Origin of the sequence: Variovorax paradoxus (assembly GCF_000834655.1) — a bacterium.
GTDB classification, from domain to species: Bacteria; Pseudomonadota; Gammaproteobacteria; order Burkholderiales; family Burkholderiaceae_C; genus Variovorax; species Variovorax paradoxus_F.
Genome location: NZ_JXQQ01000032.1, coordinates 41,457 through 64,496 on the forward strand (window position 1 = coordinate 41,457; position 23,040 = coordinate 64,496).

At 68.1% G+C, this 23,040-nt stretch carries 20 protein-coding genes; 10 read left to right on the forward strand and 10 right to left on the reverse strand.

Features of this window, described 5'->3' with window-relative positions; translation table 11 throughout:
* Positions 1 to 6: 6 nt before the first annotated feature.
* Together RT97_RS15270 and RT97_RS15275 are read right to left on the reverse strand one after the other, a co-directional pair.
* Positions 7 to 882, reverse strand: a complete 876-nt coding sequence (locus tag RT97_RS15270) for a YbgC/FadM family acyl-CoA thioesterase (RefSeq protein ID WP_042579641.1) — start codon at positions 880 to 882, stop codon at positions 7 to 9.
* The gene (locus tag RT97_RS15275) at positions 879 to 1,844 is read right to left on the reverse strand and encodes an alpha/beta hydrolase (protein ID WP_042579642.1); all 966 of its coding nucleotides are present in this window, start codon (positions 1,842 to 1,844) and stop codon (positions 879 to 881) included. The genes RT97_RS15270 and RT97_RS15275 overlap by 4 nt, the downstream gene beginning before the upstream one ends.
* A gap of 159 nt (positions 1,845 to 2,003) precedes the next feature.
* Between RT97_RS15275 and RT97_RS15280 the strand changes: the two genes are divergently transcribed.
* From RT97_RS15280 to RT97_RS15310, 7 genes are all read left to right on the forward strand, one after another.
* Positions 2,004 to 3,140 carry an iron-containing alcohol dehydrogenase gene (locus tag RT97_RS15280; protein ID WP_042579643.1) on the forward strand — a complete coding sequence of 379 codons (1,137 nt, stop codon included), beginning with the start codon at positions 2,004 to 2,006 and terminating at the stop codon, positions 3,138 to 3,140.
* A 166-nt stretch (positions 3,141 to 3,306) separates the two neighbouring features.
* Positions 3,307 to 5,649: a type VI secretion system Vgr family protein gene (locus tag RT97_RS15285; protein WP_042579644.1), complete on the forward strand. Its 2,343-nt coding sequence runs from the start codon at positions 3,307 to 3,309 to the stop codon at positions 5,647 to 5,649.
* Positions 5,650 to 5,657: 8 nt separating this feature from the next.
* On the forward strand, positions 5,658 to 6,095 hold the full coding sequence (locus RT97_RS15290) for a hypothetical protein (RefSeq protein ID WP_042579666.1): 438 nt from the start codon (positions 5,658 to 5,660) through the stop codon (positions 6,093 to 6,095).
* A 30-nt stretch (positions 6,096 to 6,125) separates the two neighbouring features.
* Positions 6,126 to 8,759, forward strand: coding sequence for a DUF2169 family type VI secretion system accessory protein (locus RT97_RS15295; protein WP_042579645.1), 2,634 nt, complete (start codon positions 6,126 to 6,128; stop codon positions 8,757 to 8,759).
* 31 nt (positions 8,760 to 8,790) lie between these two features.
* The gene (locus RT97_RS15300) at positions 8,791 to 9,927 is read left to right on the forward strand and encodes a pentapeptide repeat-containing protein (RefSeq protein WP_042579646.1); all 1,137 of its coding nucleotides are present in this window, start codon (positions 8,791 to 8,793) and stop codon (positions 9,925 to 9,927) included.
* A 2-nt stretch (positions 9,928 to 9,929) separates the two neighbouring features.
* A complete protein-coding gene (locus RT97_RS15305; protein WP_253278237.1) occupies positions 9,930 to 10,667 on the forward strand; it encodes a DUF3540 domain-containing protein in 738 nt (245 codons plus the stop codon).
* A gap of 32 nt (positions 10,668 to 10,699) precedes the next feature.
* Complete coding sequence (locus RT97_RS15310) at positions 10,700 to 11,086, forward strand: DUF4150 domain-containing protein (protein ID WP_042579648.1); 387 nt, start codon at positions 10,700 to 10,702, stop codon at positions 11,084 to 11,086.
* Positions 11,087 to 11,102: 16 nt separating this feature from the next.
* Here RT97_RS15310 and RT97_RS15315 read toward each other — a convergent pair whose 3' ends face one another.
* The 8 genes from RT97_RS15315 to RT97_RS33150 all read right to left on the reverse strand — a co-directional run bounded on the left by RT97_RS15315 (position 11,103) and on the right by RT97_RS33150 (position 20,851).
* The gene (locus RT97_RS15315) at positions 11,103 to 12,476 is read right to left on the reverse strand and encodes a lysozyme inhibitor LprI family protein (RefSeq protein ID WP_042579649.1); all 1,374 of its coding nucleotides are present in this window, start codon (positions 12,474 to 12,476) and stop codon (positions 11,103 to 11,105) included.
* Positions 12,477 to 12,508: 32 nt separating this feature from the next.
* On the reverse strand, positions 12,509 to 13,981 hold the full coding sequence (locus tag RT97_RS15320) for a tannase/feruloyl esterase family alpha/beta hydrolase (protein WP_172672210.1): 1,473 nt from the start codon (positions 13,979 to 13,981) through the stop codon (positions 12,509 to 12,511).
* Positions 13,982 to 14,143: 162 nt separating this feature from the next.
* Positions 14,144 to 15,124, reverse strand: coding sequence for a tripartite tricarboxylate transporter substrate binding protein (locus tag RT97_RS15325; RefSeq protein WP_042579651.1), 981 nt, complete (start codon positions 15,122 to 15,124; stop codon positions 14,144 to 14,146).
* Positions 15,125 to 15,232: 108 nt separating this feature from the next.
* Positions 15,233 to 16,330 (reverse strand): patatin-like phospholipase family protein, encoded by a 1,098-nt coding sequence (locus RT97_RS15330; protein ID WP_042579652.1) that lies wholly within the window; start codon positions 16,328 to 16,330, stop codon positions 15,233 to 15,235.
* Positions 16,331 to 16,375: 45 nt separating this feature from the next.
* Complete coding sequence (locus RT97_RS15335; RefSeq protein ID WP_042579653.1) at positions 16,376 to 18,751, reverse strand: Tex family protein; 2,376 nt, start codon at positions 18,749 to 18,751, stop codon at positions 16,376 to 16,378.
* A gap of 79 nt (positions 18,752 to 18,830) precedes the next feature.
* Positions 18,831 to 19,802 (reverse strand): sensor histidine kinase, encoded by a 972-nt coding sequence (locus RT97_RS15340; RefSeq protein WP_042579654.1) that lies wholly within the window; start codon positions 19,800 to 19,802, stop codon positions 18,831 to 18,833.
* Positions 19,803 to 19,838: 36 nt separating this feature from the next.
* Positions 19,839 to 20,633, reverse strand: a complete 795-nt coding sequence (locus tag RT97_RS15345; RefSeq protein WP_042579655.1) for a response regulator transcription factor — start codon at positions 20,631 to 20,633, stop codon at positions 19,839 to 19,841.
* 68 nt (positions 20,634 to 20,701) lie between these two features.
* Positions 20,702 to 20,851, reverse strand: a complete 150-nt coding sequence (locus RT97_RS33150; protein WP_155403819.1) for a hypothetical protein — start codon at positions 20,849 to 20,851, stop codon at positions 20,702 to 20,704.
* Between the two features lie 166 nt (positions 20,852 to 21,017).
* Between RT97_RS33150 and RT97_RS15350 the strand changes: the two genes are divergently transcribed.
* The 3 genes from RT97_RS15350 to RT97_RS15360 all read left to right on the forward strand — a co-directional run bounded on the left by RT97_RS15350 (position 21,018) and on the right by RT97_RS15360 (position 22,988).
* Positions 21,018 to 21,707 (forward strand): hypothetical protein, encoded by a 690-nt coding sequence (locus tag RT97_RS15350; protein WP_042579656.1) that lies wholly within the window; start codon positions 21,018 to 21,020, stop codon positions 21,705 to 21,707.
* 77 nt (positions 21,708 to 21,784) lie between these two features.
* Positions 21,785 to 22,651 carry a hypothetical protein gene (locus RT97_RS15355; RefSeq protein WP_042579657.1) on the forward strand — a complete coding sequence of 289 codons (867 nt, stop codon included), beginning with the start codon at positions 21,785 to 21,787 and terminating at the stop codon, positions 22,649 to 22,651.
* Between the two features lie 16 nt (positions 22,652 to 22,667).
* Positions 22,668 to 22,988 (forward strand): hypothetical protein, encoded by a 321-nt coding sequence (locus RT97_RS15360; RefSeq protein WP_042579658.1) that lies wholly within the window; start codon positions 22,668 to 22,670, stop codon positions 22,986 to 22,988.
* Positions 22,989 to 23,040 lie beyond the last annotated feature (52 nt).

Below are 23,040 nucleotides of genomic sequence, written 5' to 3' on the forward strand. Positions count from 1 at the left end.
AGGGGTTCAGCGCAGCGACCGCCGCATCTCGACGTGCGGGATGCCGGCTTCCTCGAACGGCTCGCCGTGCACCGCATACCCCAGCCGCGCATAGAACCGCTCGGCGCTGCGCTGTGCATTGAGCGCCACCTCGCGGTCGCCGCGCGTGCGGGCCGCCTCTTCGAGTGCCTGCATCACGGCCGCGCCGTGCCCCCCGCTGCGCAGCGTGCGGTGCACCGCCATGCGGCCGATGTGGGAGACGCCGTCTTCCGCGTCCAGCAGCCGCCCGGTCGCGATGACCTGGCCGATGCGGTTGCGCGCCACCGCGTGCAGCACGGCCTCGTCGTGCGCGTCCCACTCCAGTTCCTTCGGAATGTTCTGCTCCTCGATGAACACCGCGCGCCGCAGGGCGCCCGCGCCTTCGCCCAGCGTGTCCCATCGGCCCGTCTCCACGGTGCGCATCGGCTCGCCGGCCTCGAAACCCTGCAGCACCTCGCGCAATGCGGCGGGCACAGGCCTGGACGTCTGCGTGGCCGGATCGGCAAACACATAGACCAGCTCGCAGCCGACGAGGTATTGGTCCTGCCGGAACAGCGCGCCCTCGAACACGATCGACGAATTGCCGATGCGCGCGCACTTCATGCCCACGTCGATCACGTCGTCCATGCGTGCCGAGGCGCGGAAATCGATCGTCGCCTTGCGCACGTACAGGTCGCCGCCCAGCGCATGCATCGCCTCCTCGTACGGCAGTGCCATCGCGCGCCAGTAGTCGGCAATGGCCGTGTCGAAGTACATCAGGTAGTGCGCGTTGAAGACGATCTTCTGCATGTCCACTTCGGCCCATCTCACGCGCAGGCGGTGGAAAAAGCGGAAGTCCTCGCGTCGATTCGCTGTCTCGGTCATGGTGTCAATGCTTCCTTGAGTGCGCGGGCCGCGTCGCTCTGCGCCTGCAGCGCCTCGGGCAATGCGCGGCCCATCTTGATGAATTCGTGGATCACGCCGCGGTAGATCTCCAGGTCGACCTGCACGCCCGCGGCGCGCAGCTTGTCGGCGTAGGCGATGCCTTCGTCCACCACCGGATCGCATTCCGCAAGGCCGATCCACGCGGGCGCCACGCCGTCCACGTCGTCGGCCAGGAGCGGCGCAAAGCGCCAGTCGTCGCGATCGGCCGGCGTGCGGACGTACTGGGCGAAGAAGAAATCGATCATCGCCTTCGTCAGCAGCGGGCCGTGCTCGAAGCGCTGGTGCGAGGCCGTGTCCTGGTGGGCCGTCATGCCGGGGTAGATCAGCAGTTGCAGCGCGAGCGGCAGGCCCGCATCGCGCGCGAGGATGGCGCACACCGCCGCCAGCGTGCCGCCCGCGCTGTCACCGCCCACCGCCAGGCGCGATATGTCGATGCCGATGCGCCCGCCCTCGTGCGCGAGGAACGCGAAGGCGTCCCACGCATCGTTGGAGGCGGTCGGGAACTTGAACGCGGGCGCGAGGCGGTAGTCCACCGACACCACGGCGCACCCGCTCTGGTGGCTCAGCACGCGGCACAGCGTGTCGTGCGTTCGGATGTTGCCTACCGTGAAGCCGCCGCCGTGAAAGTACATCAGCGCCGGCAGCACGGCCGTCGAGGGCGCATACAGCCGCGCGGGAATCGCGTAGCCGTCGCGCGCGGGAATGGTGAAGTCCTCGATGCGCGCCAGCTCGGGCTTGGGCACTTCGAGCACGCCGGCGCCCTTTTCATAGGAGGCCTTGGCCTCGGCGGGCGAAAGCTGGTCGAGCGTCGGGTGGCCGGCACGCGCCATGCGCTCGACCACGCTGGCCATCTTCGCCGTCAAGGGATGCTGGGGGGATGCTGTCGGAGGGTTGCTTGTCATGCGCTTACTTGAATATCGCCGTCAGGTCGCCATCACGGTCCGGCCTGTCCGCCGTGTACCGGGCGCGACAGCGGCAAGGGTTTTGTTCATGGGCAAGATGGCCCCCTGTTGTTAGATTCGGATGGTCGGCAATCGTACTTCCCCCAGCGAACACGCCCCATGGCACTCATCCAATACCTCACCCAGATCCAGTTCGAATTCGGCGCCATCAAGCTCCTGTCCAGCGAGTGCGCGCGCATCGGCATCAACCGCCCGCTGATCGTGACCGACGCGGGCGTCCGCGCGGCCGGCGTGCTGCAGAAGGCGCTCGACGCCATCGCAGACCTGGAGGTCTCGGTGTTCGACCAGACCCCCTCCAACCCCACCGAAGCGGCCGTGCGCGCGGCCGTCGAGCTCTACCGCAGCGGCCGCTGCGACGGCCTCATCGCCGTGGGCGGCGGCTCGGCCATCGACTGCGCGAAGGGCGTGGCCATCGCCGCCACCCACGAAGGCCCGCTCAAGACCTACGCCACCATCGAAGGCGGCTCGCCGAAGATCACCGAGCGCGTGGTGCCGCTGATCGCGGTGCCCACCACCAGCGGCACCGGCAGCGAAGTGGCGCGCGGCGCGATCGTCATCGTCGACGATCACCGCAAGCTCGGCTTCCACAGCTGGTTCCTGATGCCCAAGGCCGCGATCTGCGACCCCGAGCTCACGCTGGGCCTGCCGCCCAAGCTCACGGCCGCCACAGGCATGGACGCGATCGCGCACTGCATGGAGACGTTCATGTCGGCCGCGTTCAATCCGCCGGCCGACGGCATCGGCCTCGACGGCCTGGAGCGCGCATGGCTGCACATCGAGCGCGCAACGAAGGACGGCAGCGACCGCGAGGCGCGCCTGAACCTCATGAGCGCATCGATGCAGGGCGCCATGGCGTTCCAGAAGGGCCTGGGCTGCGTGCATTCGCTCAGCCACAGCCTGGGCGGCGTCGATCCGCGCCTGCACCACGGCACGCTCAACGCCCTCTTCCTGCCCGCGGTGATCCACTTCAACGCGGGCGCCGAGTCGGTGCAGAAAGACCGGCGCCTGCAGCGCATGGCGCAGGCCATGCACCTGGATTCGGCCGGCGATCTCGGCGATGCGATCCGCGACATGAGCGCGCGCCTGGGCTTGCCCAAGGGCCTGGCCGAAGTCGGCGTCACGTCGGCGCTGTTCGAGAAGATCATCGACGGCGCCATGGCCGACCACTGCCACAAGACCAATCCGCGCCTGGCCACGCGCGACGACTACAAGGCGATGCTCGAAGCCTCGATGTAAGGCGCAGGTGGTTAGGTGGCTGTAGGTGGCTGTAGATGGGGCCCTGAAAGCCCCGCGCCACAGAGGGCGACGGCCTCGCACGTCATGCATGTGACATAAGGAATTTCTAGACTGTCCTTCGAAGGCTTCGCATCCGCAGAAGCCCCAAGGGACAGGGAAATTCCGAATGCCACGTACCGTGCAGGTTCACACCGTGCTCAGCGCCGAGCAGCTGAAGTTCCGCGCGATGCGGGGACGGGAAGGCCTCTCGCAGCTGTTCGAGTTCGAGGTCGACATGGTCAGCCCGAGCTTCAGCCTGGACCTCAAGACGCTGCTGGGCACCTCGCTCACGATCGAGCTGCAGGACGGCGGCGCGCCGCGCTTTCTCAACGGCACCGTGGTGCGCTTCGAGCTCGTGGGCCGCGCCAACGAAACCGGCCGCCACTACATCTACCGCGCGCTGGTGCAGCCCTGGCTCTGGTACCTCACGCGCACCACCGACAGCCGCATCTTCCAGAACAAGAGCGTGCCCGAGGTGCTCGACGACGTGCTGGGCAAATACGGCTTCCAGTTCGAGAAGCGCCTCACCGGCAGCTACCGCGCCTGGGAATACTGCGTGCAGTACCAGGAGAGCGACTTCGCTTTCGTGAGCCGCCTCATGGAGCACGAAGGCATCGCCTACCACTTCGAGCACAGCAACGGCTCGCACCTCCTGGTGCTGGCCGACGACACCGGCGGCTACGGCACCCTGCCGGGCTACGCGAGCATTCCCTACCGGCCGCGCGACCGCGTGGTCAACGCGATGGAGCCGTGCATCGACCGCTGGCGCATCGCCGAGCAGATCACCTCGGGCCGCGTGATGCTGGACGACTTCGATTTCAGGAAGTCGCGCGCCTCGCTGCAGAGCGTGCAGCAAGACCCCAAGCCGCACGAGCACTCGACCTACGAAGTCTATGAATGGCTCGGCGGCTACAGCGAGCACAGCCAGGGCGATGCCTATGCCAAGGTCCGCCTGCAGGAGCTGCAGTGCGCGCACGAGCTGGCCGCGGGCCACACCAACGTGGTGGGCATGGCGCCGGGCTACCTGTTCCAGATGACGCACTGCCCGCGCGAGGCCGACAACCGCGAGTATCTGGTCACCGAAACGCGCTACGACCTGCAGGAGCCCGAGTACTCCACCGGCGGCAGCGCCGAGTCGGTGTGCGAGTTCGACTTCACCGTGCTGCCCTCCACCGTGGCCTACCGCCCCGCGCGCAACACGCCCAAGCCGCGCACCAACGGCCCGCAGACCGCCACCGTCGTCGGGCCCGAGGAGATCTGGACCGACCGCTTCGGCCGCGTGAAGCTGCAGTTCCGCTGGGACCGCTACGGCCAGTCCGACGAGAACAGCTCCTGCTGGGTGCGCGTGTCCAGCAGCTGGGCCGGCGCCAACTACGGCACCATGCACATGCCGCGCGTGGGCCAGGAAGTGATCGTCGATTTCATCGGCGGCGAGCCCGACCGCCCCATCATCACCGGCCGCGTCTACAACAACGACCAGATGCCGCCTTGGGAGCTGCCCGCCAACGCCACGGCCAGCGGCATCCTCACGCGCTCTAGCACCGGCGGCGCGGCCAACCAGGCCAACATGCTGCGCTTCGAGGACCGAACCGGCGCCGAGCAGATCCTGCTGCATGCCGAGCGCAACCTCGACGTGGAGGTCGAGGCCGACGAGACCCACACCACCGACGGCACCCGCACCACCCTCGTCAAGGGCCACGAGTCGGCCACCTACCAGAGCGGCGAGACGCGCGACATCACCGCCGGCGCCAAGGAAACCATCACCGGCGGCGACACCCGCAGCGTGACCGGCGGCTTCGGCGAAACCATCACCGGCGGCGTGACGCAGACGATCTCGGGCGGCAAGACGCGCACCCTGAGCGGCGGGCTGAACGACACCATCACCGGCGGCGTGAGGCTGTCGATCACAGGCGGCTTCAACGGGACCATCAACGGCCAGGAAATCCGCTTCGTGAGCGCGGGCCGGCAGGACACGATCAACACCTCCAACACGGTGCAGGTCAACGGCCCGTCCACCACCAACGTCACCGGTCCCACGGTCCACACCTCGCCGGACGTGACCTTCAACACCACGAACCACATCCACAACACGACACAGCACGTCATCAACACGACGGTCTACAACACCACGTCGAACACCTACAACAACCTGACGAACAACTACACCAACAACTCCACCACCTATACGAACAACTACGCCAAGAGCAGCGACTGGCGGCTGGCGCGTTCGGGCGGCGTGGGGTTCCGTTTCGGTGCCGTGGGCGCATCGCTCGACTTCTGGGGCGTGCGCCAGCAGTTCTACGGCATCAATTCGCAGTACGCGATCCTCAAGGTGGACTTCCTGAGCTTCAAGATCGCGAACAAGGGCGTGGACATCACGACCCAGGCGGTCGAGGCCGGCAGGGCCGCGCTGCGCTTCCTCGCGGATGGCCTGGCCGCCTACGGGCGCGCCATGACCATCTACATGTGAAGGACGCGATGCCTGGCTGGGAAACGGCGCTCTGGGTGGTCTTCGCGGTCGTGATGACGGCGGTTGTGGCCTTCTCGATCGGCGCGGTGGGCTACATGCGCCGCGAGAACCGGCTCTACGGCGCCGAGCAGAAACTGTGGGACACGCTCGCGCGCACGGGCCAGCCGGCCGACGGCGTGCTGCGCGGCCTGCGCATGCACCCGGGCAACATGACGCGCGGCGGCTCGCGCGGGCAGACCGTGTGCGCCGTGGTGCTCGAGGTGGACTATGCCGACGCCGCGGGCACCTCGCGCAGCGCGTCGATCCCGACCTTCATCGAGGAGGCGCTGCTGCCCCGGTTCCAGGAGCCGCACAAGATCGTCCACCTGCGCTACGACCCGCGCAACGCCGCGTCGGTCGCGATCGACCGCGAGCGCACGCCGCTGGAGCTGGCACGTGCGTCCTGAACGCCTTGAGGCGCCCCGAAGCCCGCGCCCATGAAGACCGTCAAACCGCTGCGGCTGAGCGTTCTTACCCGGCCGTTCCTGCGCGGGGGCGCGCAACGCCTGGCCGTGACCACGCTGTGCATGGTGTCGATGGACGACACGCCCGTCCTCACGCCCGAACCCGATTTCTGGAAGCTGCTGTCCGAAGAGCTCGGCCCGGCCACCGCCATCGACATGGGCCTGCCGAAAGCCCGCGCCGAAATGCTGGCCACGGGCTTCGCCCACACCGCGCACCAGGCCGAGAAATCGATGTGCGGCGTGCGCCTGCAGTTGGGCGGCCTGTCCAAGGACCTCGCGGTCTTCGGCGACCGGTACTGGGTCGGCGGCCGCGCGACCGCGCCCCACCCCTTCGAGGCCCTGCGCGTGGACTGGACGCGCGCCTACGGCGGCCCGGGCTTCGCCGACAACCCGCTGGGCCGCGGGCATGGCTTCGAGCAGGTCAACGGCCACGAAGTGCAGCGCCTGCCGAACGTCGAGGACCCGGCGCGCCGCGTGCGCCGCCCCGAAGACCAGCCCGAGCCCGCCGGCTTCGGTCCGCTGGACATCGCCTGGCCGCGGCGCATGCGCCTGATCGGCACGCAGTACGACGAGCACTGGCGCAATCACCTCTTTCCCGGTTTCGCCCGGGACATGGACTGGCAGCTTTTCAACGCCGCACCGCCCGACCAGCGCTTCGCCGACGCGGCCGAGATCGCGCCAGGCACGCCCTATGCGGTGTGGAACATGCACCCTGGCGTCGCGATCCAGCGGGGCCGCCTGCCCGACTGGCGCGCCCTCGCCTTCGTCGTGCGGCGCGGCGCGCCCGAGCCGCTGGAGGAAGTCGCCCAGCGCCTGACCACCGCGTGGTTCTTCCCGCACCTCGAACGCATCGCGCTGGTCTTTCACGGCGAGACCGCCATCGCGCAGGACGACGCGAGCGACGTCACCCACGTGATGCCCGCGATCGAGCAAGCCGGCGCACCGCGCGGCATCGCGCACTACGCGACCGTGCTGCGCCAGCGCTGCGACCCGGACACGGGCGCGCTCTACATGTTTCGCGACGACGAGCTCGTGCCCGCCGCGGCCATCGGCCCCTGGCTCGACCAGCCCGAGGCCGTCGAATCGGCACTCACGCGCAACATGCGCGAGCGCGGCAACCAGGCGCGCGAGGAACTCAAGCAACTGGCGCTGGACGCCGGCCACAAGGCGCGCCATTTCCGCGAGCGCCCCCTGCCCGCGCCGTTCCGGCGCATGCCCACGCTGCACGAGCTGCCCGAGTTCGTCGCCCAGGCCGACGCCTACGCCCGCGCGCAACGCGAGAAGGGCGCCGTCGAGCGCGAGCGCCTGCAGCGCGAGGCCGATGCCAACGCCAAGGAGTCGATGAAGGTCGGCTTCGACACCGGCAAGCTGGTGCGCGAATACGACCGCACCGAGGTCAAGGGCCCGCCGCGCGTGGACGGCGCAGCGGTGATGCGCGGCTTCACCGGCATCGCCGCCGCCACCGGCACCGCGCCCCTGCCGCCCGCCCAGGTCGAGACCATGCGCAAGACCATGGAAGCCGGCGAGCGCGGCCTGGTCGCGCTGTATCGCGGCACGGCGCAGCATCAGTCGCCGATCGATCCGCTGCCCGAGGAGCGCCTGCGCGCGCTGCGCGACCGTGCGAGCGCGGTGCTCGCCGGCAACCGCGATTTCACCGGCATGGACCTGACCGGCGCCGACCTGCGCGGCCTGGACCTGCGCGGCGCCTGCTTTCGGCGTGCGCTGCTCGAGAGCGCCGACCTGCGCGGCGTGGTTTGCGACGGCGCGGACTTCAGCGAGGCCGTGCTGGTGCGCGCCCAGCTCACGGGCGCGCGCCTGCACCGCGCGGTGCTGCGCGAGACCAACCTGGGCGCCATCGCCTGCGAGCGGGTCGATTTCTCGCAGGCCGACCTGGAGGGCCTGAAGCTCGAGAAGGCGCGGCTTTCGGGCTGCAGCTTCGAAGGTGCGCGCCTGGATCACCTGCAGGCGCTCGACTCGCACCTGCGCCACTGCAACTTCGACGACGCCGCCTTCGGCTACGCCGGCTTCCTGTCGGATGCGCGCATCGAGGACTGCAGCTTCCGTCGCGCGCGCCTCTACAAGACCGCCTTCCTCACCTGCCGCGTCGCGCGGCTGGACTTCACGGGCGCGAGCTTCGAGGCCTGCGCCTGGACCCACGTCGTCTGCGACGACGGCATGGTGTTCGCGGCCGCGCTGCTGCGCACCACCTGCTTCGCCGGGAACACCAGCCTGCGCAACGCGAACTTCGAGGGCGCGACGCTCGTGCAGTGCAGCCTGCGCGAGGTTCCCATGGAAGGCGCGCGCCTGGCCCGCGCCACGCTGGACACCTGCGATTTCTCGGCTTGCAACCTGAGCGCGGCCGACCTCACCGACGTGCAGGCGCCCGAGAGCCTTTTCATCCGCGCCGACCTGAGCCGCGCCTCGCTGCGGGGCGCCAACCTGATGACCGCCAATTTCAACAAGGCCCTGCTGCCGTCGGCCGACCTGCGCGAGGCCAACCTGTTTCGCGCCGACATGTCGCAGATCCGCATCGACCATGTCACCCACACCCAGGGCGCCTACATCGAACAGACCAAGACCGTGCCCGCGCCACGCCCTGCGCCATGAGCACCGCAGCCGAACGCGCAGGCAAAGCCCGATGACCCCGCAGGAGCTGGTGACCCGCATCCGCAGCGGCGTTCGCATGGAGGGCGAGGACTTCAGCGGCATGGCGCTGGACGGCCTGGACCTGTCGGGGGGCCTGTTCAGCGAATGCCGGTTCGCCCAGGCCTCGCTCGCCGGCAGCCGGCTGGACGACTCGGTGTTCGAGCGCTGCGATTTCCAGGGCGCGACGCTGGCGTCGGCGCGGCTGGACGGCGTGTCCCTCCTTCGCTGCGGCCTGCGAGGGATCGACGCCACCGCCAGCCACTGGCCCCGCACGGTCGTGAGCCACTGCGACCTGCGCGAGATGCGCTGCGCCGACGCGCAACTGACGGAAGCGGTCTTGTACGACTGCGAGCTGCACGGCGCCAGGTTCGAGCGCGCCATCTTCCTCAAGTCGATCTTCAACGACAGCCGGATGGGCGACGCGGACATGCGCGATGCCTCGCTGACGAGCACGGTGTTCTATCGCTGCGACCTGCGCGAGGTGGTCTTCCAGGGCGCGCGCTTCCACAACGCCGTGCTGTCCGAGGCCGACCTGCGCGGCCAGTCGTTCGCGGGCCAGAGCTTCGCGCTGTGCCAGTTCACCGATGCGCGCATGTCGGGCTGCAACTTCGAGGACGCGCAGTTGGCCCAATGCAACTTCAAGGGCGCGGCGCTCGACGGCGCCCGCATGGCGCGCGCAGCGGCGCCGCAGACGCTGTTCGTCGAGGCGGACCTGCGCGGCGCGGACCTGCGCGACGCGGTGCTCGACCAGTCGCTGTGGGCCGATGCCCGGCTCGCGGGCGCCGACCTCTCGGGCGCCAGCCTCGCGCAGGCCGTGTTCCACCGCGCGCGCTGCGAGAACGCGAGCTTCGCGCGCACGCGCCTGGCCTACGCCGACTTCTCCTATGCCGACCTGCGCGGCGCCAATTTCGAGAAGGCCACCTTCCTGCGTACGCAGATGCACCGCGCCGAGCTTGCGGACTCGCGATGGAGCGACCGCATCGGCGTGCTCGACAACGACCCCGAACTCCACGAGGCCGAACGCGTGGCGCGCCAGCGGCCGACCCGCGCGATGCGGCTGGACCGCGACATTCACGGCCGCCTGCATCCGGTGGACCGCTTCCCCTCCGACGCGAAGGACGACGCATGACGATGACCGCAAGAACCACCAGCGCCTGGCCCTCCACCCGCGCCAGCATGGACGCAAAGGACGCGCTGGCGCCGCTGCTGCACAAGGCGCCGGCCGCCCGCGCGCAAGCCTCGTCGCCGGGCATCCGCATGGCGCAGGTCGTGGCCAGCCATTCGGACGACCGCCACGACGTGCTCCCCGCCGGCGAGCGGCGCCCCCTGCCCTGCCGGCGCGCCGCGAGCTGCCTGCTCGTGCCCGCGCCCGGTGACACGGTTCTGGTCGCCGGGCCCGACGACGACACGCTCTGCCTGATCGCCGTCATCACGCAGGCCGACAGCCGCCAGGCCACGCTCGCAGTGGATGGCGAACTCACGCTGGCCTCGCGCCGCGGCGGCGTCGCGCTGCGCGGCGCGGGCGCGCTCGAGCTGCAGTCGGACGCCGCCATCGGCATCCGCGCGCCCGAATGGAACCTGAGCGCCGAGCGCGCCCAGTGCAAGGTCTCGCAACTGGACTACCAGGGCGCCGAGGTGCGTTTCAGCGTGCTGGTCTCGCGCTTCGTGGGACGCGCCTGCGAAGCGGTGCTCGACCGGCTGCAGCTGCTCACGCGCTCGAGCTTTCGCGTGGTCGAGGAGACCGAGCAGGTGCGCGCGGGCCACATCGACATGCAGTCTGCGACCACCCTGCGCCTGCATGCGAAGAACACGCTCGTGACCAGCACGGAAATCGTCAAGGTCGACGCTGAGCAGATCCACATGGGCTGATCCCCACCGCGCCACACAAAGGAACCTCCGCCATGTTCGCCAATGCACAGATGATGGGCGTGGACCTCGCCTTCCCCGACGTCTGCAAGACGCCGCCGGCGCTGCCCATCCCCTACCCCAACTTCGCGCTCGGGCCCACGGCCATTCCCAACGCCTGGAACATCCTCTACGGCGGCACGCCCGCGCACAACCTGGCGACCACCACGCCGATCACCAACGGCGACAACGCCGGCGTGCTGATGGGCGTGGTGTCGCAGACGGTGATGGGGCCCTCGCGGCACATCACCGGCGCGTTCACGGTGCTGCTCAAGGGCACGCCCGCCACGCGGATGACCAGCCTGTCGGTGCAGAACCGCTGCAACATCGTCGGCATGCGAATCGTGCCGAGCCAGTTCAAGGTGTTGATGCTGGCGCCTTGAGCTTCGGCGCTGCGGCTCAGTTGCCGACCTCGAACCTCGCAATCGCTGCCGTGGTGCCGGTCGCGGTTCGCACGCCGTCCACCTCGTAGGTCTGTTCGCGGTCTGGCTCGGAGGGCTTGCGCACCCAGAACGCCGCGCCGAGGCCGCCTTTCGAGGAATAGGCGCCGAACCAGTCCACCACCCGCCCGATGCGGCACTCCCGGCCGAGCCACACCGGCACGTCGCCCACGACCTCGAAGGTGTAATGGCCCGTGCCGTAGCGGGTGTAGTTGCCGCGGTCGTCTTCGCTGGTGCCCTCGGGGACCGGGCACAGCGGCACGTCCGCGGGGCCGAAGTCGCGCGCTTGCCGCGTGTCGACCTTGCCGAGCGCCTGGCTCAGGGCCGCATGCAGCGCACCGTCCAGCGTGGTCGCGGTCCCCTTCTCGTCGCTCTGCACCTTGGGGATCGAGAGCCGGTAGCGATAGCGAACGGTGAGTTTGGGCACTTCGCCGACGATCGTCAGCGGGCGCAGCAGGTAGACGTCGTCCACGCCGTACAGGCTGTTCCGGTAGGCCGCGTACACGCGCCCGCGCAGGCGAATCCACTGGCCCGACTGGTTCGCGCCGCGCCCGCCGGTCGTGTAGAGGGCGGATGCGCCGCTCTCGTCGTTGGGTATGGCCGGCCCCTCGAACCTGCCGCCCTTGCGGCGAAGGACGGAGGTTTCGCCGAACAGGCCGGTGCCGCCAAGATAGGTGTCGATCACGAGGTCGCGCTGGCCGTCGCCATCGACGTCCATCAAGGTGTACGCCCCCGCGCCGTTTTCGCCACCGCCTTCGATGCCCGATTCGCGAAGCGCCCGCCACTCGTCGGCCGTCACGCCCTCGGGCCGGATGGTGGGGAACTGCGCCACCGAGCCGGTCGCGTTGGCGTCGTACGCATTGGCGAACGAAGTGATTCCGGACTTGATGCGCAAGGCGTCGATGACCTTCTCGAGCGGAAACTCCGAATCGGTCTTGCGCGCCGTCTCGACGGCCTGGCGCAGTTCTTCGAGTGCTGCCCGGTCCACGTCGTCGGGCCGGTAGGCGTTGACGTCGCGCAGCTGAATCCGGAGCGTCGCCAACCGTTCGTCATACCGCGCGGCGATGCAGCTTGTATCGGCGGCACACCGGTCGCGAGCTGTCAGCCAGTCGACCTGCTCACGCCGCAGCGCGGCGCGCTTCGAGCCTTGGGCGGCAGCCAGCTTGCCGTAGACCGCCGACAACTGGAAGTCCAGCTTGCGCAGGTTTTCACTGGCGCAGTTCGCCGTTTCGGCGCCGGTGGCAGCGCGGCTGCAATCGAGGCCCGCCGAAAAAGCCGGCGCGGCGGCGGCGCCGAGGACCGAGAGGATTGCGAGGGGCAGGTGGGACTTCATGCAGCGCTGGAGTTTGCCACCGCGGCCCGGTCTCAATCGGCTGCCAGGCACCTCCAGGCGCCTAGCGCCGAAGCCGTCGGAATTTCGCCCGAGGCATTCCTGACCAACGATGGCGTGGCGGCGATGGCGTTGTCATCGTGGACCCATTTGTCCAGGTCCGACACCGGGTTCCAATTCAATTGCATGGCGCTCAATCCGATTCTCTTGAGCAGCGAATTGGTGTTGTAGAAGCCGTGGCTGTAGTCTTCTATGAAATAGGTGCGGACGGAATTCTTGATATTGCCAGCCGTTTCTCTTCTGGCCAATTCCTTGACGAACTCGCCCGCTTGGGTGCAGGGCACCAGAAAATCGGACGTTCCCTGATAAACGATGATCTTCTTTCCTTTTTTGCCAGCCCTCTTCTGATTCGCCGCAACATCGAAGAAATTGGCAAGGTCACGCGGCTTGACATTCCAGACGGGTGCCAGCGCATCCAGCAATCTGACATAGCCATCGTCATTTGCGCCGGATTGAATGGCGACATCCGCCAGGCGCCGGGATGTCGCGCCTAATGCGTCGCTGAGCGTCTGGTCGGACACATCCTGGCCGAAGAGGCTCGTCAATATCGCGGCGCTGCTGTTCCAGTTGACCACCCAATCATTGACCACCGCCGGGACTTCCAGGGTCTTCAGCAAATTGGTTTCATCGACCGGAGGCGCACCTGCAATGACGCCGTCGTAGGCATCGGGCCAATTCGCTACGGCTTTCAATGCCTGCCGGCCGCCGGTGGAAATGCCGACGAAATAAGTGTCGGTGGGCGCAGTGCCCGTGAGCTTTTGCGAGAGGTACAGCCCGACGTCGAGCGTCTTCTTGATGGAATCCTGTCCGAAATTCTTGACCGCTTCCTGCCTGGGCACGTCGCTGAGCTGCCTGCCCGGTTGCACGAACGCCGGATCGAACGCCTTCGACGATGCGCCTGCGCCCGCGTCGCCGAGAACGACCGCGTAATTCGACAGGGCCGGCCCTTGCCACGACGGAGAGAATTGCTGGTTGCTTTGCTTGCCGGCTGCAACGACGTCGGCATCCCAGGCAAATCCGCCGCCGCCGAGCTGGATGAACTTTCCGTTCCATTGCGCGGGAATATAGACCTGGTAATTGATATCGGGCACCCGGTAATCGGGCGCCTTGACAAAAGGATCTATTCCGCCGGGCGACGTCGGCTGAATGGTGCCTTTGATCAGGCAATAAGCGGGAAACGCAAGCCAGACCTGTTCGACCGATGTGATCTTGAATCCGCCGGTCTTGGGCGAAGGATATCTGCTATTGCGGAATTCGCTCAATACGCTGTCAGCGTACGCGGAGCCATTCAATTGATTGGTGCAGGTGCGCACGAGCGTCGAGGAAATATCGTTGGCCGCATGCGCCACCGAAAAAATACCCCCGAGGGCAATTGCCAAAACAAATGATCGCGACAGCCGTGATGACGCCCTGAAGCCCGAAGACCCGTTATTTCCCGTTTTGGTCAAGATTTGTCTCCAATGGATTGAATTGAATATCCACGAGCGCCATCCCTGTGGCGGATGACGCCGTGCCTTCTACGAGGCCGTGGAAATTCTCAATCTCCTGGCGACGGGCCCCGCTATCCCTGCGGCGCCAATCGAATGACCTTCAGTGCATGCGCCGAAGCGCTATTCGGCCTTCACTCCCGCCGCGCGGATGACCTTGCCCCACTTGGCCGTCTCGGCCGTGATGAACACATCGAACTCCTCGGGCGTGCTGCCCGCGGGGATCGTGCCCATCGCGTCGAGCTTGGCGCGCGTCTCGTCGCTCTTGATGATCCGCGCCACCTCGTCCGACATGCGCTTGACGATGTCGCGCGGCGTGCCCGCCGGCGCCAGCATGCCGGCCCAGGTGCTGCCGGTGAAGCCCGCGAAACCCTGCTCGATGAAGGTGGGCACGTCGGGCGCGGCCGCCAGGCGCTTGTCGCCCGCCACGCCGATCAGCCGCACCTTGCCGGCCTTGCCCTGGTTGATGAGGCCGGTGGGCGCATCGAAGAACAGCTGGATCTGCCCGCCCATCAAGTCCGTGAGCGCGGGCACGGCGCCGCGGTAAGGGATGTGGATCATGTAGGTCTGGGTGAGCGACTTCCACAGCTCGGTCGTCAGGTGCGCGGCCGAGCCGTTGCCCGAGGAGCCGAAGCTCACCTTGCCAGGGTTGGCGCGCGCGTAGTCGATGAGTTCGCGCGCGGTCTTGAAGGGCGCGTTGATGTTCACCGCGGCCAGCAGCGGCGAGACGCCCATCAGCGAGACGCCCGTGAGGTCCTTCTGCGGGTCGTAGGGCAGCTTCGGGTACAGCGTGGTGTTGGCCGCGTAGGCGGCGATGACGACGCCGAAGGTGGTGCCGTCGGCCGGCGCCTTGGCGATGGCATCCACGCCGATGAGGCTGTTGGCGCCGGGCTTGTTGTCGATGAGCACCGGCTGGCCCAGGCGCGTCTGCAGGCCGATCTGCACGAGACGCGCCATCTGGTCGGTGAAGCCGCCGGGCGTGTAGGGCACGACGATGCGGATCGGCTTGCTCGGCCACGCGGTCTGCGCGAACGAGGGAACGGCGAGGCTGGATGCGGCGGCGGCGAGCGTGAATCGGCGGCGTGTCAGCGTGGAATGCGGCATGAGGGCTTGTCTCTTTCTTGTGGCTTCCGAATGGATCGGACCATTCTCGAAGCACCGCCAGCCACGCCCGTCAGGGTTTGCCCCGTCGGGCCTGGCGCCCTCGCCGGCTCAGAGCGGCAGAACGTCGGGCGTGCGGCCCTTCGCAAGTCCGTCGGCCAACCAGCCCTCGAACTCGTCCGACAGCCGCTGCGCCTCGCGCGTGGCCTTGCTCCATGCCGCGATGCGCGCCTGCGCGTCGTTCTGGAAATGGATGAAGTCCTTGCGGTCGGGCAGCTTGCCGTTGGGCAGCGTCTTCACCCACTCGGGATCGGGCGCGAGCACGACCATGCGGTCGAGGAAGCCGGTGGCCTTGTGGCGCCAGCGCAGCCCCTTGTCGAGCCAGCCCGGCACCACCGCGCGCTGGAAGTGCGGGTACAGCACGATGCCTTCGTCGGCCCCGTCGTGGTCGGTGCGGTAGTCCAGGTGCAGGTGGTAGTCGGTGATGCCGCCATCCCAGTACGCGCCGCGCGGCGCGCCGGGAATGTCGTGCACCGCCGCCAGCAGGAACGGAATGGAGCACGAGGCCTGCAGCACCATGTTGAAGTTGGCTTCGCTCAGCGCGTGCTGGCGGGTGCGGAAGTCCTGCGTGCCGAAAGGCAGCGACGCGCCCGGCGTGGAGAACACGCAGCGCTCCAGCCACGCACCCAGGCTCTTGCGATGGAGGCTGTTCGACGCGAACGCGCCCAGGTAGCCGAACGGCGTGCGCGCCCTGCCCTCGCGCCCGAGGATGTGGCGGCCGCGCGAGGTCACCACATGCAGGCGGTAGCGCGGATGGTTCAGCACTTCGCCGATGCGCCCGCCGTAGAAGTCGATGAGGCTTTCGGCAAAGCGCTCGCTGAGTTGCCGCGGGCTCAGGCGCTTTTGCCCCGGTGGCAATTCGAACTGCTGGCGCACGTAGTCGTGCTCGAAGCGCTGGAACGCGGCCTCGGGGTCGTGCAGGCACGCCGTCGAGAGCCGCCATGCGCCGATCGATGCGCCCACCAGGTGCACCGGCTGCCTCGACTGCGTGAGCCAGCGGCCGAAGATGAAGCGATCGAGCGGCCCGAGGATCAGGCCTTTCGGCCCGCCCGCCGCGCCGGGCACGGTGCGCACGTCCTGCGGGCGCAGGCCGTGCTGCTCGATGTGCTTGCGGGCCGCTGGGCCGGCGTAGATGCGCAGGGCTTTCATGCCGGGTGCTTCAGCAAGGGGTCGGCAAGAACCGTGCGGCACGGATTACTTGCGCAACCCCTGCAGCTTGGCGAACGCGTTGGCCATCTGCCCTGCGGGCTGCGGCGCGTTGTCGCGGCGCGGCTGCTGTTGCTGGCCGCGGCCGGCGCCTTCGAAGCGGTTGTCGCGCGGGCCGTCGCGGCGCGCGGGCGCTGCGTCCAGCTTCATCGACAGGCCGATGCGCTTGCGCGCCACGTCCACTTCCATCACCTTGACCTTGACGATGTCGCCGGTCTTCACGACCTCGCGCGCATCGTTCACGAACTTGTGGCTCAGCTGGCTCACGTGCACCAGGCCGTCCTGGTGGACGCCCAGGTCGACGAAGGCGCCGAACTGGGCCACGTTGCTCACGGTGCCCTCGAGGATCATGCCCTCGACCAGGTCCTTGATGTCGTCCACGCCGTCGTTGAAGCGAGCCACCTTGAAGTCGGGGCGCGGGTCGCGGCCGGGCTTCTCGAGTTCGCCCAGGATGTCCTTGACCGTGATGACGCCGAACTTCTCGTTGGCGAAGAGCTCGGGCTTCAGGGTCTTGAGCATCTCGGCGCGGCCCATGAGCTCGGCGATCGGCTTGCCGGTCTTGACGATGATCTGCTCGACCAGCGGGTAGGTTTCGGGGTGCACGCCGGTCACGTCCAGCGGATCGGCGCCGCCGCGGATGCGCAGGAAACCCGCGCTCTGCTCGAAGGCCTTGGGGCCGAAGCCGGTCACGTCGAGCAATTGCTTTCGGGTGGAGAACGCGCCGTTCGATTCGCGCCAGCGCACCACCGCCTTGGCCACGCTGCCCGAGAGGCCCGACACGCGGCTCAGGAGCGGCACGCTCGCGGTGTTCAGGTCCACGCCCACGGAGTTCACGCAGTCTTCGACCACCGCCTGCAGGGTGCGGGCCAGTTCGCTCTGGTTCACGTCGTGCTGGTACTGGCCCACGCCGATGCTCTTCGGGTCGATCTTCACGAGCTCGGCCAGCGGGTCCTGCAGGCGGCGCGCGATGGAGGCCGCGCCGCGCAGGCTCACGTCCACGTCGGGCATTTCCTGGGAAGCGAATTCGCTGGCGGAATACACCGAGGCGCCGGCCTCGCTCACCACGACCTTGTCCACCGTCATCTCCGGAGCGCCGGCCTGCGCGGCCATCTTGGCGATGAGCTTGATGAGGTCGCCGGCCAGCTTGTCGGTCTCGCGGCTGGCGGTGCCGTTGCCGATGGCGATGAGGTTCACGCCGTGCTTGGCGCACAGCTTGCCGAGGGTGTGCAGCGACCCTTCCCAGTCCTTGCGCGGCTCGTGCGGGAACACGGTGGCGGTCTCGACCAGCTTTCCGGTGGAATCGACCACCGCCACCTTCACGCCGGTGCGGATGCCGGGGTCCAGGCCCATCACGACGCGCGGGCCGGCGGGCGCGGCCAGGAGCAGGTCGCGCAGGTTGTCGGCGAAGACCTTGATGGCGACCTTCTCGGCGTCTTCGCGCAGGCGGGTGAACAGGTCTCGCTCGGTGGAGAGGGCCAGCTTCACGCGCCAGGTCCAGGCCACGCACTTGCGGATCAGGTCGTCGGCCGGGCGAGCCGCATGGCTCCAGCCCAGGTGCAGCGCGATCTTGCCTTCGGCGATGCTGGGCTTGCCCGGCTCGGGCTCCACCGGTAGCACCAGCTTGGCGTCGAGGATGTCGAGCGCGCGGCCGCGGAACACGGCCAATGCGCGGTGCGAGGGCACGCGGCCGATCGGCTCGTCGTACGCGAAGTAGTCGCGGAACTTGGCGATGTCGGCGTTGTTCTCGTCCTTGCCGGCCATGAGGCTGGACTTGAGCAGCCCCTCGGCCCAGAGCCATTCGCGCAGGCCCTGCACGAGCGCGGCGTCTTCGGCCCAGCGCTCCGAGAGGATGTCGCGCACGCCGTCGAGCACGAGCGGCACGGTCGAGAAATCGGGGCCCGGCTTGCCGTCGTCCAGCGTGGTGGCGGGCTGCAGGAAGGCCTTGGCTTCGACGGCCGGATCGAGCGTCGGGTCGGCCAGCAGCTTGTCGGCCAGCGGCTCGATGCCGAATTCGCGGGCGATCTGGCCCTTGGTGCGGCGCTTCTGCTTGAACGGCAGGTACAGGTCTTCGAGTTCCTGCTTGGTGGGCGCGAATTCGATCGCGGCGCGCAGCTGGGGGGTGAGCTTGCCCTGCTCGTCGATGGCCTTGAGCACCGCCACGCGGCGGTCCTCGAGTTCGCGCAGGTAGGAAAGACGGGCTTCGAGTTCGCGCAGCTGGATGTCGTCGAGGCCGCCGGTCACTTCCTTGCGGTAACGGGCGATGAATGGAACCGTGGCGCCTTCGTCGAGCAGTTCGACGGCGGCCTTCACCTGGTGCTCGCCGACCTTGATTTCAGTGGCGAGCTGGCGAATGATTTTCTGCATGTCTTGAACGCATCCCGGGCAAAGCGCGGAAGTTTGCCATAGGCGCGGACGGGTTCCGGCGGCCGGCGCCGCGGTCCTGTTACAGGCTGCGCCCGGTTCCGGGTACCGGGTCCGTCGGCGCCAGCGCTTCGCCTGAAAGCACGAGGCGGATGCACAGGCCGTGCGGAACGACGTCCATGACGGCCAGTTCGCCGTGCAGCGCATCGGCGCGCGCGCGCATGCTGCGAAGCCCCTTGCCCAGTGGTTCGAGCGGCGCGGAGGCCGGGGCATCCAGGCCGCGGCCGTTGTCCTGCACCTCGAGCACGAGGCCGCGCGAACGCCCGCGCGGACCGAATCGGACCTCGACGTGGCTCGCGTGGGAGTGGCGCAGCACGTTGGACAAGGCCTCCTGCGCGATCCTGCAGACCTGCATCGCCGAGTCGGCGGGCATGGCATGGGCGAGCGGCACCTCGTGCACGTTCCAGGCGAGGCCGATGCCCAGCCGGTCAAAGGCCGGCTGCAGCCGGTAGCGCAGGTGCGCGAGGCGCTCGGCGATGGTGGCCGACGCCTGGTCGTCGAGCGAATCGACCGTCATCTGCAATTCGAGGAGGCAGCCTTGCAGCGCCATCGACAGGTCGCTCGGCTCGGCCGAACGCGGGTCCTGGCTGGCCAGGAGCGCCACCAGCCGGGAGCCCACGCCGTCATGCAGGTCGCTGGCGATACGGCGGCGCTCGGCCAGCACCGCCTGCACCTGGCGAAAGCGCGCGACGCGGCGGCGCGAGACGTACCAGATGCCGATGATCGTGCCGAAAACGGCGATGTTGACCGCCTGCAGCACCCAGACAGCGGGCGGGATGGCGCCGCCGACCACCGTCAGCGCCGTGCCGGCCCGCAGCACCTGCGCGGTCACCGGCGTGATGTGCAGCGCAGAGGCCAGCCCGATCCACAGCAGCATCCGGCGGCGCGAGGCGCGGGGCCAGAGCCATGCCAGCAGCGCGAACCATGAGGCGAACGACAGCCACACGAACTGCTCTTCCAGATAGTGCGGCAGCTGAAGCACCGAGGACAGCATGGGCGGGCCGGCTGGTTGCGCGTCGTGGCTACGGGCTCAGAGCAGCCCCCGGTGCGAGGCGAAGCTCACCGCCTGCGCGCGGGTGTGCGCATGGAGCTTGCGGTAGATGTTCTTCACGTGGGCATTGACGGTCTGCGCGCTGATGGTGAGCTGCAGCGCGATCTCTTCGGTCACGTACCCCGTCGCTACAAGTCGCAACACTTCGCGCTCCCGAGCCGAGAGCGCCGCCTTGGTCTCGGGCGGGCGAACCGGGCTCTGGTTGGTGCGCTGGTGGTCCAGGTGCACGAGCAGGCGGCGGGCCAGCCGCGGGGTGATGGCAGCGCCCCCGTTGACCACCTGCAGCACCGCCTGCGCATAGCTCTGGAACCACGCGTTCTTCACCAGGAAACCCGAGGCGCCGAGCTCGAAGGCGTGCAGCACCTGCGGTTCGTCCTCGATGGCCGAGATGACGATGATCTCGGCCGCGCTGCGGTGCTTCTTGGCTTCTTCGATGAGTTCGAATCCGCTGCCGTCTCCGAGGCGGATGTCGACCATCAGCACGTCGAATTCATGCTGCATCAGGAGGCGCCGCCCCTCGCGCAGGCTGCCAGCCTGCCCTTCGAGCTGGATGCGCAGGTCGCCCAGCAATTCCTGGGCAATGACGCGTCGCACGAACGGGTCGTCGTCCACCAGGACGACGCGCACCGGCTTGGTTTGCTGCCCGGTCAGGAAGTCGGGCCAAGGGAGCGTGTCGGCGGAGGGCGCGAGCAGCCCGCCGAACTGGCCAGTATTCGAAAATTTCCTAGCACCCCCACCGACCTCTGTCAATGAAATGTCAAGTTCATTTTCCATTTCTATCCCCTGGTGACACAAGCTACCGCAACCTGGTGAGCAAAAGTTAATCCATTTCTACTCAAATTTCATTTTTGAGCTTTTTTGATTACTTTGGTTTCTTCTTGTTGCAGGTTGGAATGAATGTGAACTAAAGAAGTAGAAATTGCAAGCTCCCTCCTGCGGGAAGGGCCTTTGGGAGGAACAAGCGAAACGGCCGCTTCCATTGCTTTCGCCATAGCCCCCCTCTAACCCGCACTGGGCATTTTTGGATTGCTTACCGACGCCGAGACTGCATTCCGGTCGCAACGGAAACATTCAATCCCCGCTCGCTGACCGGTGGCTGATAGGCCGGGTTCGCCGGCGATCGGATTCGTCTCAACACCATTCGAGGAAAGCATCATCATGAAGAAGACTCTCATCACGGCAGCCGTGGTCCTGCTTGCAGGCGTGGCCTCGGCAACCAGCACGACGGCCCTTGCCGTGACCAGCACGACGACCGGCTCTTCCAGCGCCTCGCTGTCGACGGCTGCGAGCTCCGGCACCGGCAGCGCGTTCAGCTACAACGCGGCCAATTCCAGTTCGTCGGCCAGCGCCAATGCGGCGGGCGGCGCCGTGAGCTTCCCGGGCCTGCGCGTCGGCGGCGCCACCGCCAGCGGTTCGGCAACCACTCAGGGCCGCGTGACCAGCGTGGCCGCGACGACCGGCAATGGCTTCGCCGCGGGCGGTGCCAACGCACAAGCCAACGCAGGCTCCCTGGCCAACGCCAACTACAGCGCGGGCGGCTCCAACCATGTGAGCGGCAGTGCCGGCGGCCTGGCCGGCTCCAGCACCAACAACACGGCCGGAACGATGTCGGGCCCTGGCGGCGGCCTTGCGGTGGTGACGCGCACCTCGGGCACGACCTCCAGCTTCAATGCCTCCTCGGGCGCCATCAACGGCTTCGTCAACGGCACCACCACCTCGGCGACAGCCGGCTCGACCGGCGGCTCCTTCGGCGTGAGCAACTTCGCCTTCGGCAATGCAGGCGGCTTCAGCAACGGTGGCGGCACCGGCGGCATGGCCGGCGCCGGCGCAACCGCCTCGGCTCCCTGAACGGAGCGGGTTTCGGTCGTCGGACCAGAAATGGGGAGGGGCACGCCCCCTCCCCCGGCTTTCAAAGGAGTGAGAACATGAAAAAACTGATTGTCCTGGCCTTGATGGGCGTGTCCGCGGGCGCCTTCGCGCAAATCACGGCGGGCAGCTCCAACAACCAGTCGACGAGTTCGGCCACCACATCGGCACAGGGGAACACCCAAGCGGTGAACTTCAACACCAACACCCCCGCCGACACCCGCGCGACGCTGAACAGCAACCAGAACATCAACAACACCGGCGCGACGACCAGCACCCTGGACTACCGGGGGAGCTACACGGTCAAGAACGTGCCGTCGGTCAACGGGCCCAACCTGACCACCAGCAACGACACCTGCATGGGCAGCTCCAGCGCCAGCGCGAACGGCCCGGGTGTCGGCATCAGTTTCGGCACCACCTGGACGGACGAGCACTGCAAGCGCCTGAAGATGAGTCGCGAGCTCTGGAACAAGGGCATGAAGGCAGCGTCGCTCGCGATGGACTGCATGGACTCGGCTGCCATGGCCGCGCTGGAGATGACCGGCACGAAGTGCCCGCAGTCCATGACCGCCGAGGAGCGTGTGAGCGCCTTCGGGCCGTACGCATCGCCGGCGAATGCCGCGGCACAGGTCACCGGGCGTCCGGTCGCGGCCATGACGCCACCCATGCAGCCGATGCAGCCGATGCAGCCGATGCAGCCGATGCAGGCGGCGGTCGTTGCGCCGCCGGTGGCTTCGATGCCTCCGCCCGCGTCGGCACCCACGCCTGCTCCACTGCCGTTGCCGCAGGCGCCCATCGTCGAAGCCGCGCCCGCGCAGCAGGACGAGCAGCACGCAGCCGCGGTGGTGACGATGCCGGTCGAGCTCAGGAGCGTGATGGCCGGCGAGCCCATCGGCGAGATACCGGCGATCGCCGGTTCGCAATGACGGCCCGGAGCTCGAGATGATCCGCAGCGTATTCCCCTGGATCGCGGCTTGTTGCGTGGCCACGGCCTCCGCGGGCCCCGTCGCTCCCAACCTGCGCGTCGAACGGGTGACCTTCGGCAGCGGCCTGCAGAACGCCATCGGCAGGGACACCGCCGAGCCGGTCGGCGACCTGGGCGTGTGGCACGTGCCGCAATACCTGCCCGGCCATCCGACGTCGGCGACCATCTGGCCGCGCGTCGTCGAGATCCCGTGCGCCAACGAACTGTGCGCCGGCTACGAGGTCACGCCCGAACTGGGGCGCGGCGAGTACCTGTTCTTCCGGCCGGTCCGCAAGTGACAGCGCTCGCGCGGCAGGCGCGGCCGGACCACCCGGCCGCGCCATGCCGTAC

Excerpts from the sequence above, each read along its gene's own strand:
- RT97_RS15270 (WP_042579641.1), bottom strand. The coding sequence starts at position 882 with ATGACCGAGACAGCGAATCGACGCGAGGACTTCCGCTTTTTCCACCGC.
- RT97_RS15275 (WP_042579642.1), bottom strand. The coding sequence starts at position 1,844 with ATGACAAGCAACCCTCCGACAGCATCCCCCCAGCATCCCTTGACGGCG.
- RT97_RS15280 (WP_042579643.1), top strand. The coding sequence starts at position 2,004 with ATGGCACTCATCCAATACCTCACCCAGATCCAGTTCGAATTCGGCGCC.
- RT97_RS15285 (WP_042579644.1), top strand. The coding sequence starts at position 3,307 with ATGCCACGTACCGTGCAGGTTCACACCGTGCTCAGCGCCGAGCAGCTG.
- RT97_RS15290 (WP_042579666.1), top strand. The coding sequence starts at position 5,658 with ATGCCTGGCTGGGAAACGGCGCTCTGGGTGGTCTTCGCGGTCGTGATG.
- RT97_RS15295 (WP_042579645.1), top strand. The coding sequence starts at position 6,126 with ATGAAGACCGTCAAACCGCTGCGGCTGAGCGTTCTTACCCGGCCGTTC.
- RT97_RS15300 (WP_042579646.1), top strand. The coding sequence starts at position 8,791 with ATGACCCCGCAGGAGCTGGTGACCCGCATCCGCAGCGGCGTTCGCATG.
- RT97_RS15305 (WP_253278237.1), top strand. The coding sequence starts at position 9,930 with ATGACCGCAAGAACCACCAGCGCCTGGCCCTCCACCCGCGCCAGCATG.
- RT97_RS15310 (WP_042579648.1), top strand. The coding sequence starts at position 10,700 with ATGTTCGCCAATGCACAGATGATGGGCGTGGACCTCGCCTTCCCCGAC.
- RT97_RS15315 (WP_042579649.1), bottom strand. The coding sequence starts at position 12,476 with ATGAAGTCCCACCTGCCCCTCGCAATCCTCTCGGTCCTCGGCGCCGCC.
- RT97_RS15325 (WP_042579651.1), bottom strand. The coding sequence starts at position 15,124 with ATGCCGCATTCCACGCTGACACGCCGCCGATTCACGCTCGCCGCCGCC.
- RT97_RS15330 (WP_042579652.1), bottom strand. The coding sequence starts at position 16,330 with ATGAAAGCCCTGCGCATCTACGCCGGCCCAGCGGCCCGCAAGCACATC.
- RT97_RS15335 (WP_042579653.1), bottom strand. The coding sequence starts at position 18,751 with ATGCAGAAAATCATTCGCCAGCTCGCCACTGAAATCAAGGTCGGCGAG.
- RT97_RS15340 (WP_042579654.1), bottom strand. The coding sequence starts at position 19,802 with ATGCTGTCCTCGGTGCTTCAGCTGCCGCACTATCTGGAAGAGCAGTTC.
- RT97_RS15345 (WP_042579655.1), bottom strand. The coding sequence starts at position 20,633 with ATGGAAAATGAACTTGACATTTCATTGACAGAGGTCGGTGGGGGTGCT.
- RT97_RS33150 (WP_155403819.1), bottom strand. The coding sequence starts at position 20,851 with ATGGCGAAAGCAATGGAAGCGGCCGTTTCGCTTGTTCCTCCCAAAGGC.
- RT97_RS15350 (WP_042579656.1), top strand. The coding sequence starts at position 21,018 with ATGAAGAAGACTCTCATCACGGCAGCCGTGGTCCTGCTTGCAGGCGTG.
- RT97_RS15355 (WP_042579657.1), top strand. The coding sequence starts at position 21,785 with ATGAAAAAACTGATTGTCCTGGCCTTGATGGGCGTGTCCGCGGGCGCC.
- RT97_RS15360 (WP_042579658.1), top strand. The coding sequence starts at position 22,668 with ATGATCCGCAGCGTATTCCCCTGGATCGCGGCTTGTTGCGTGGCCACG.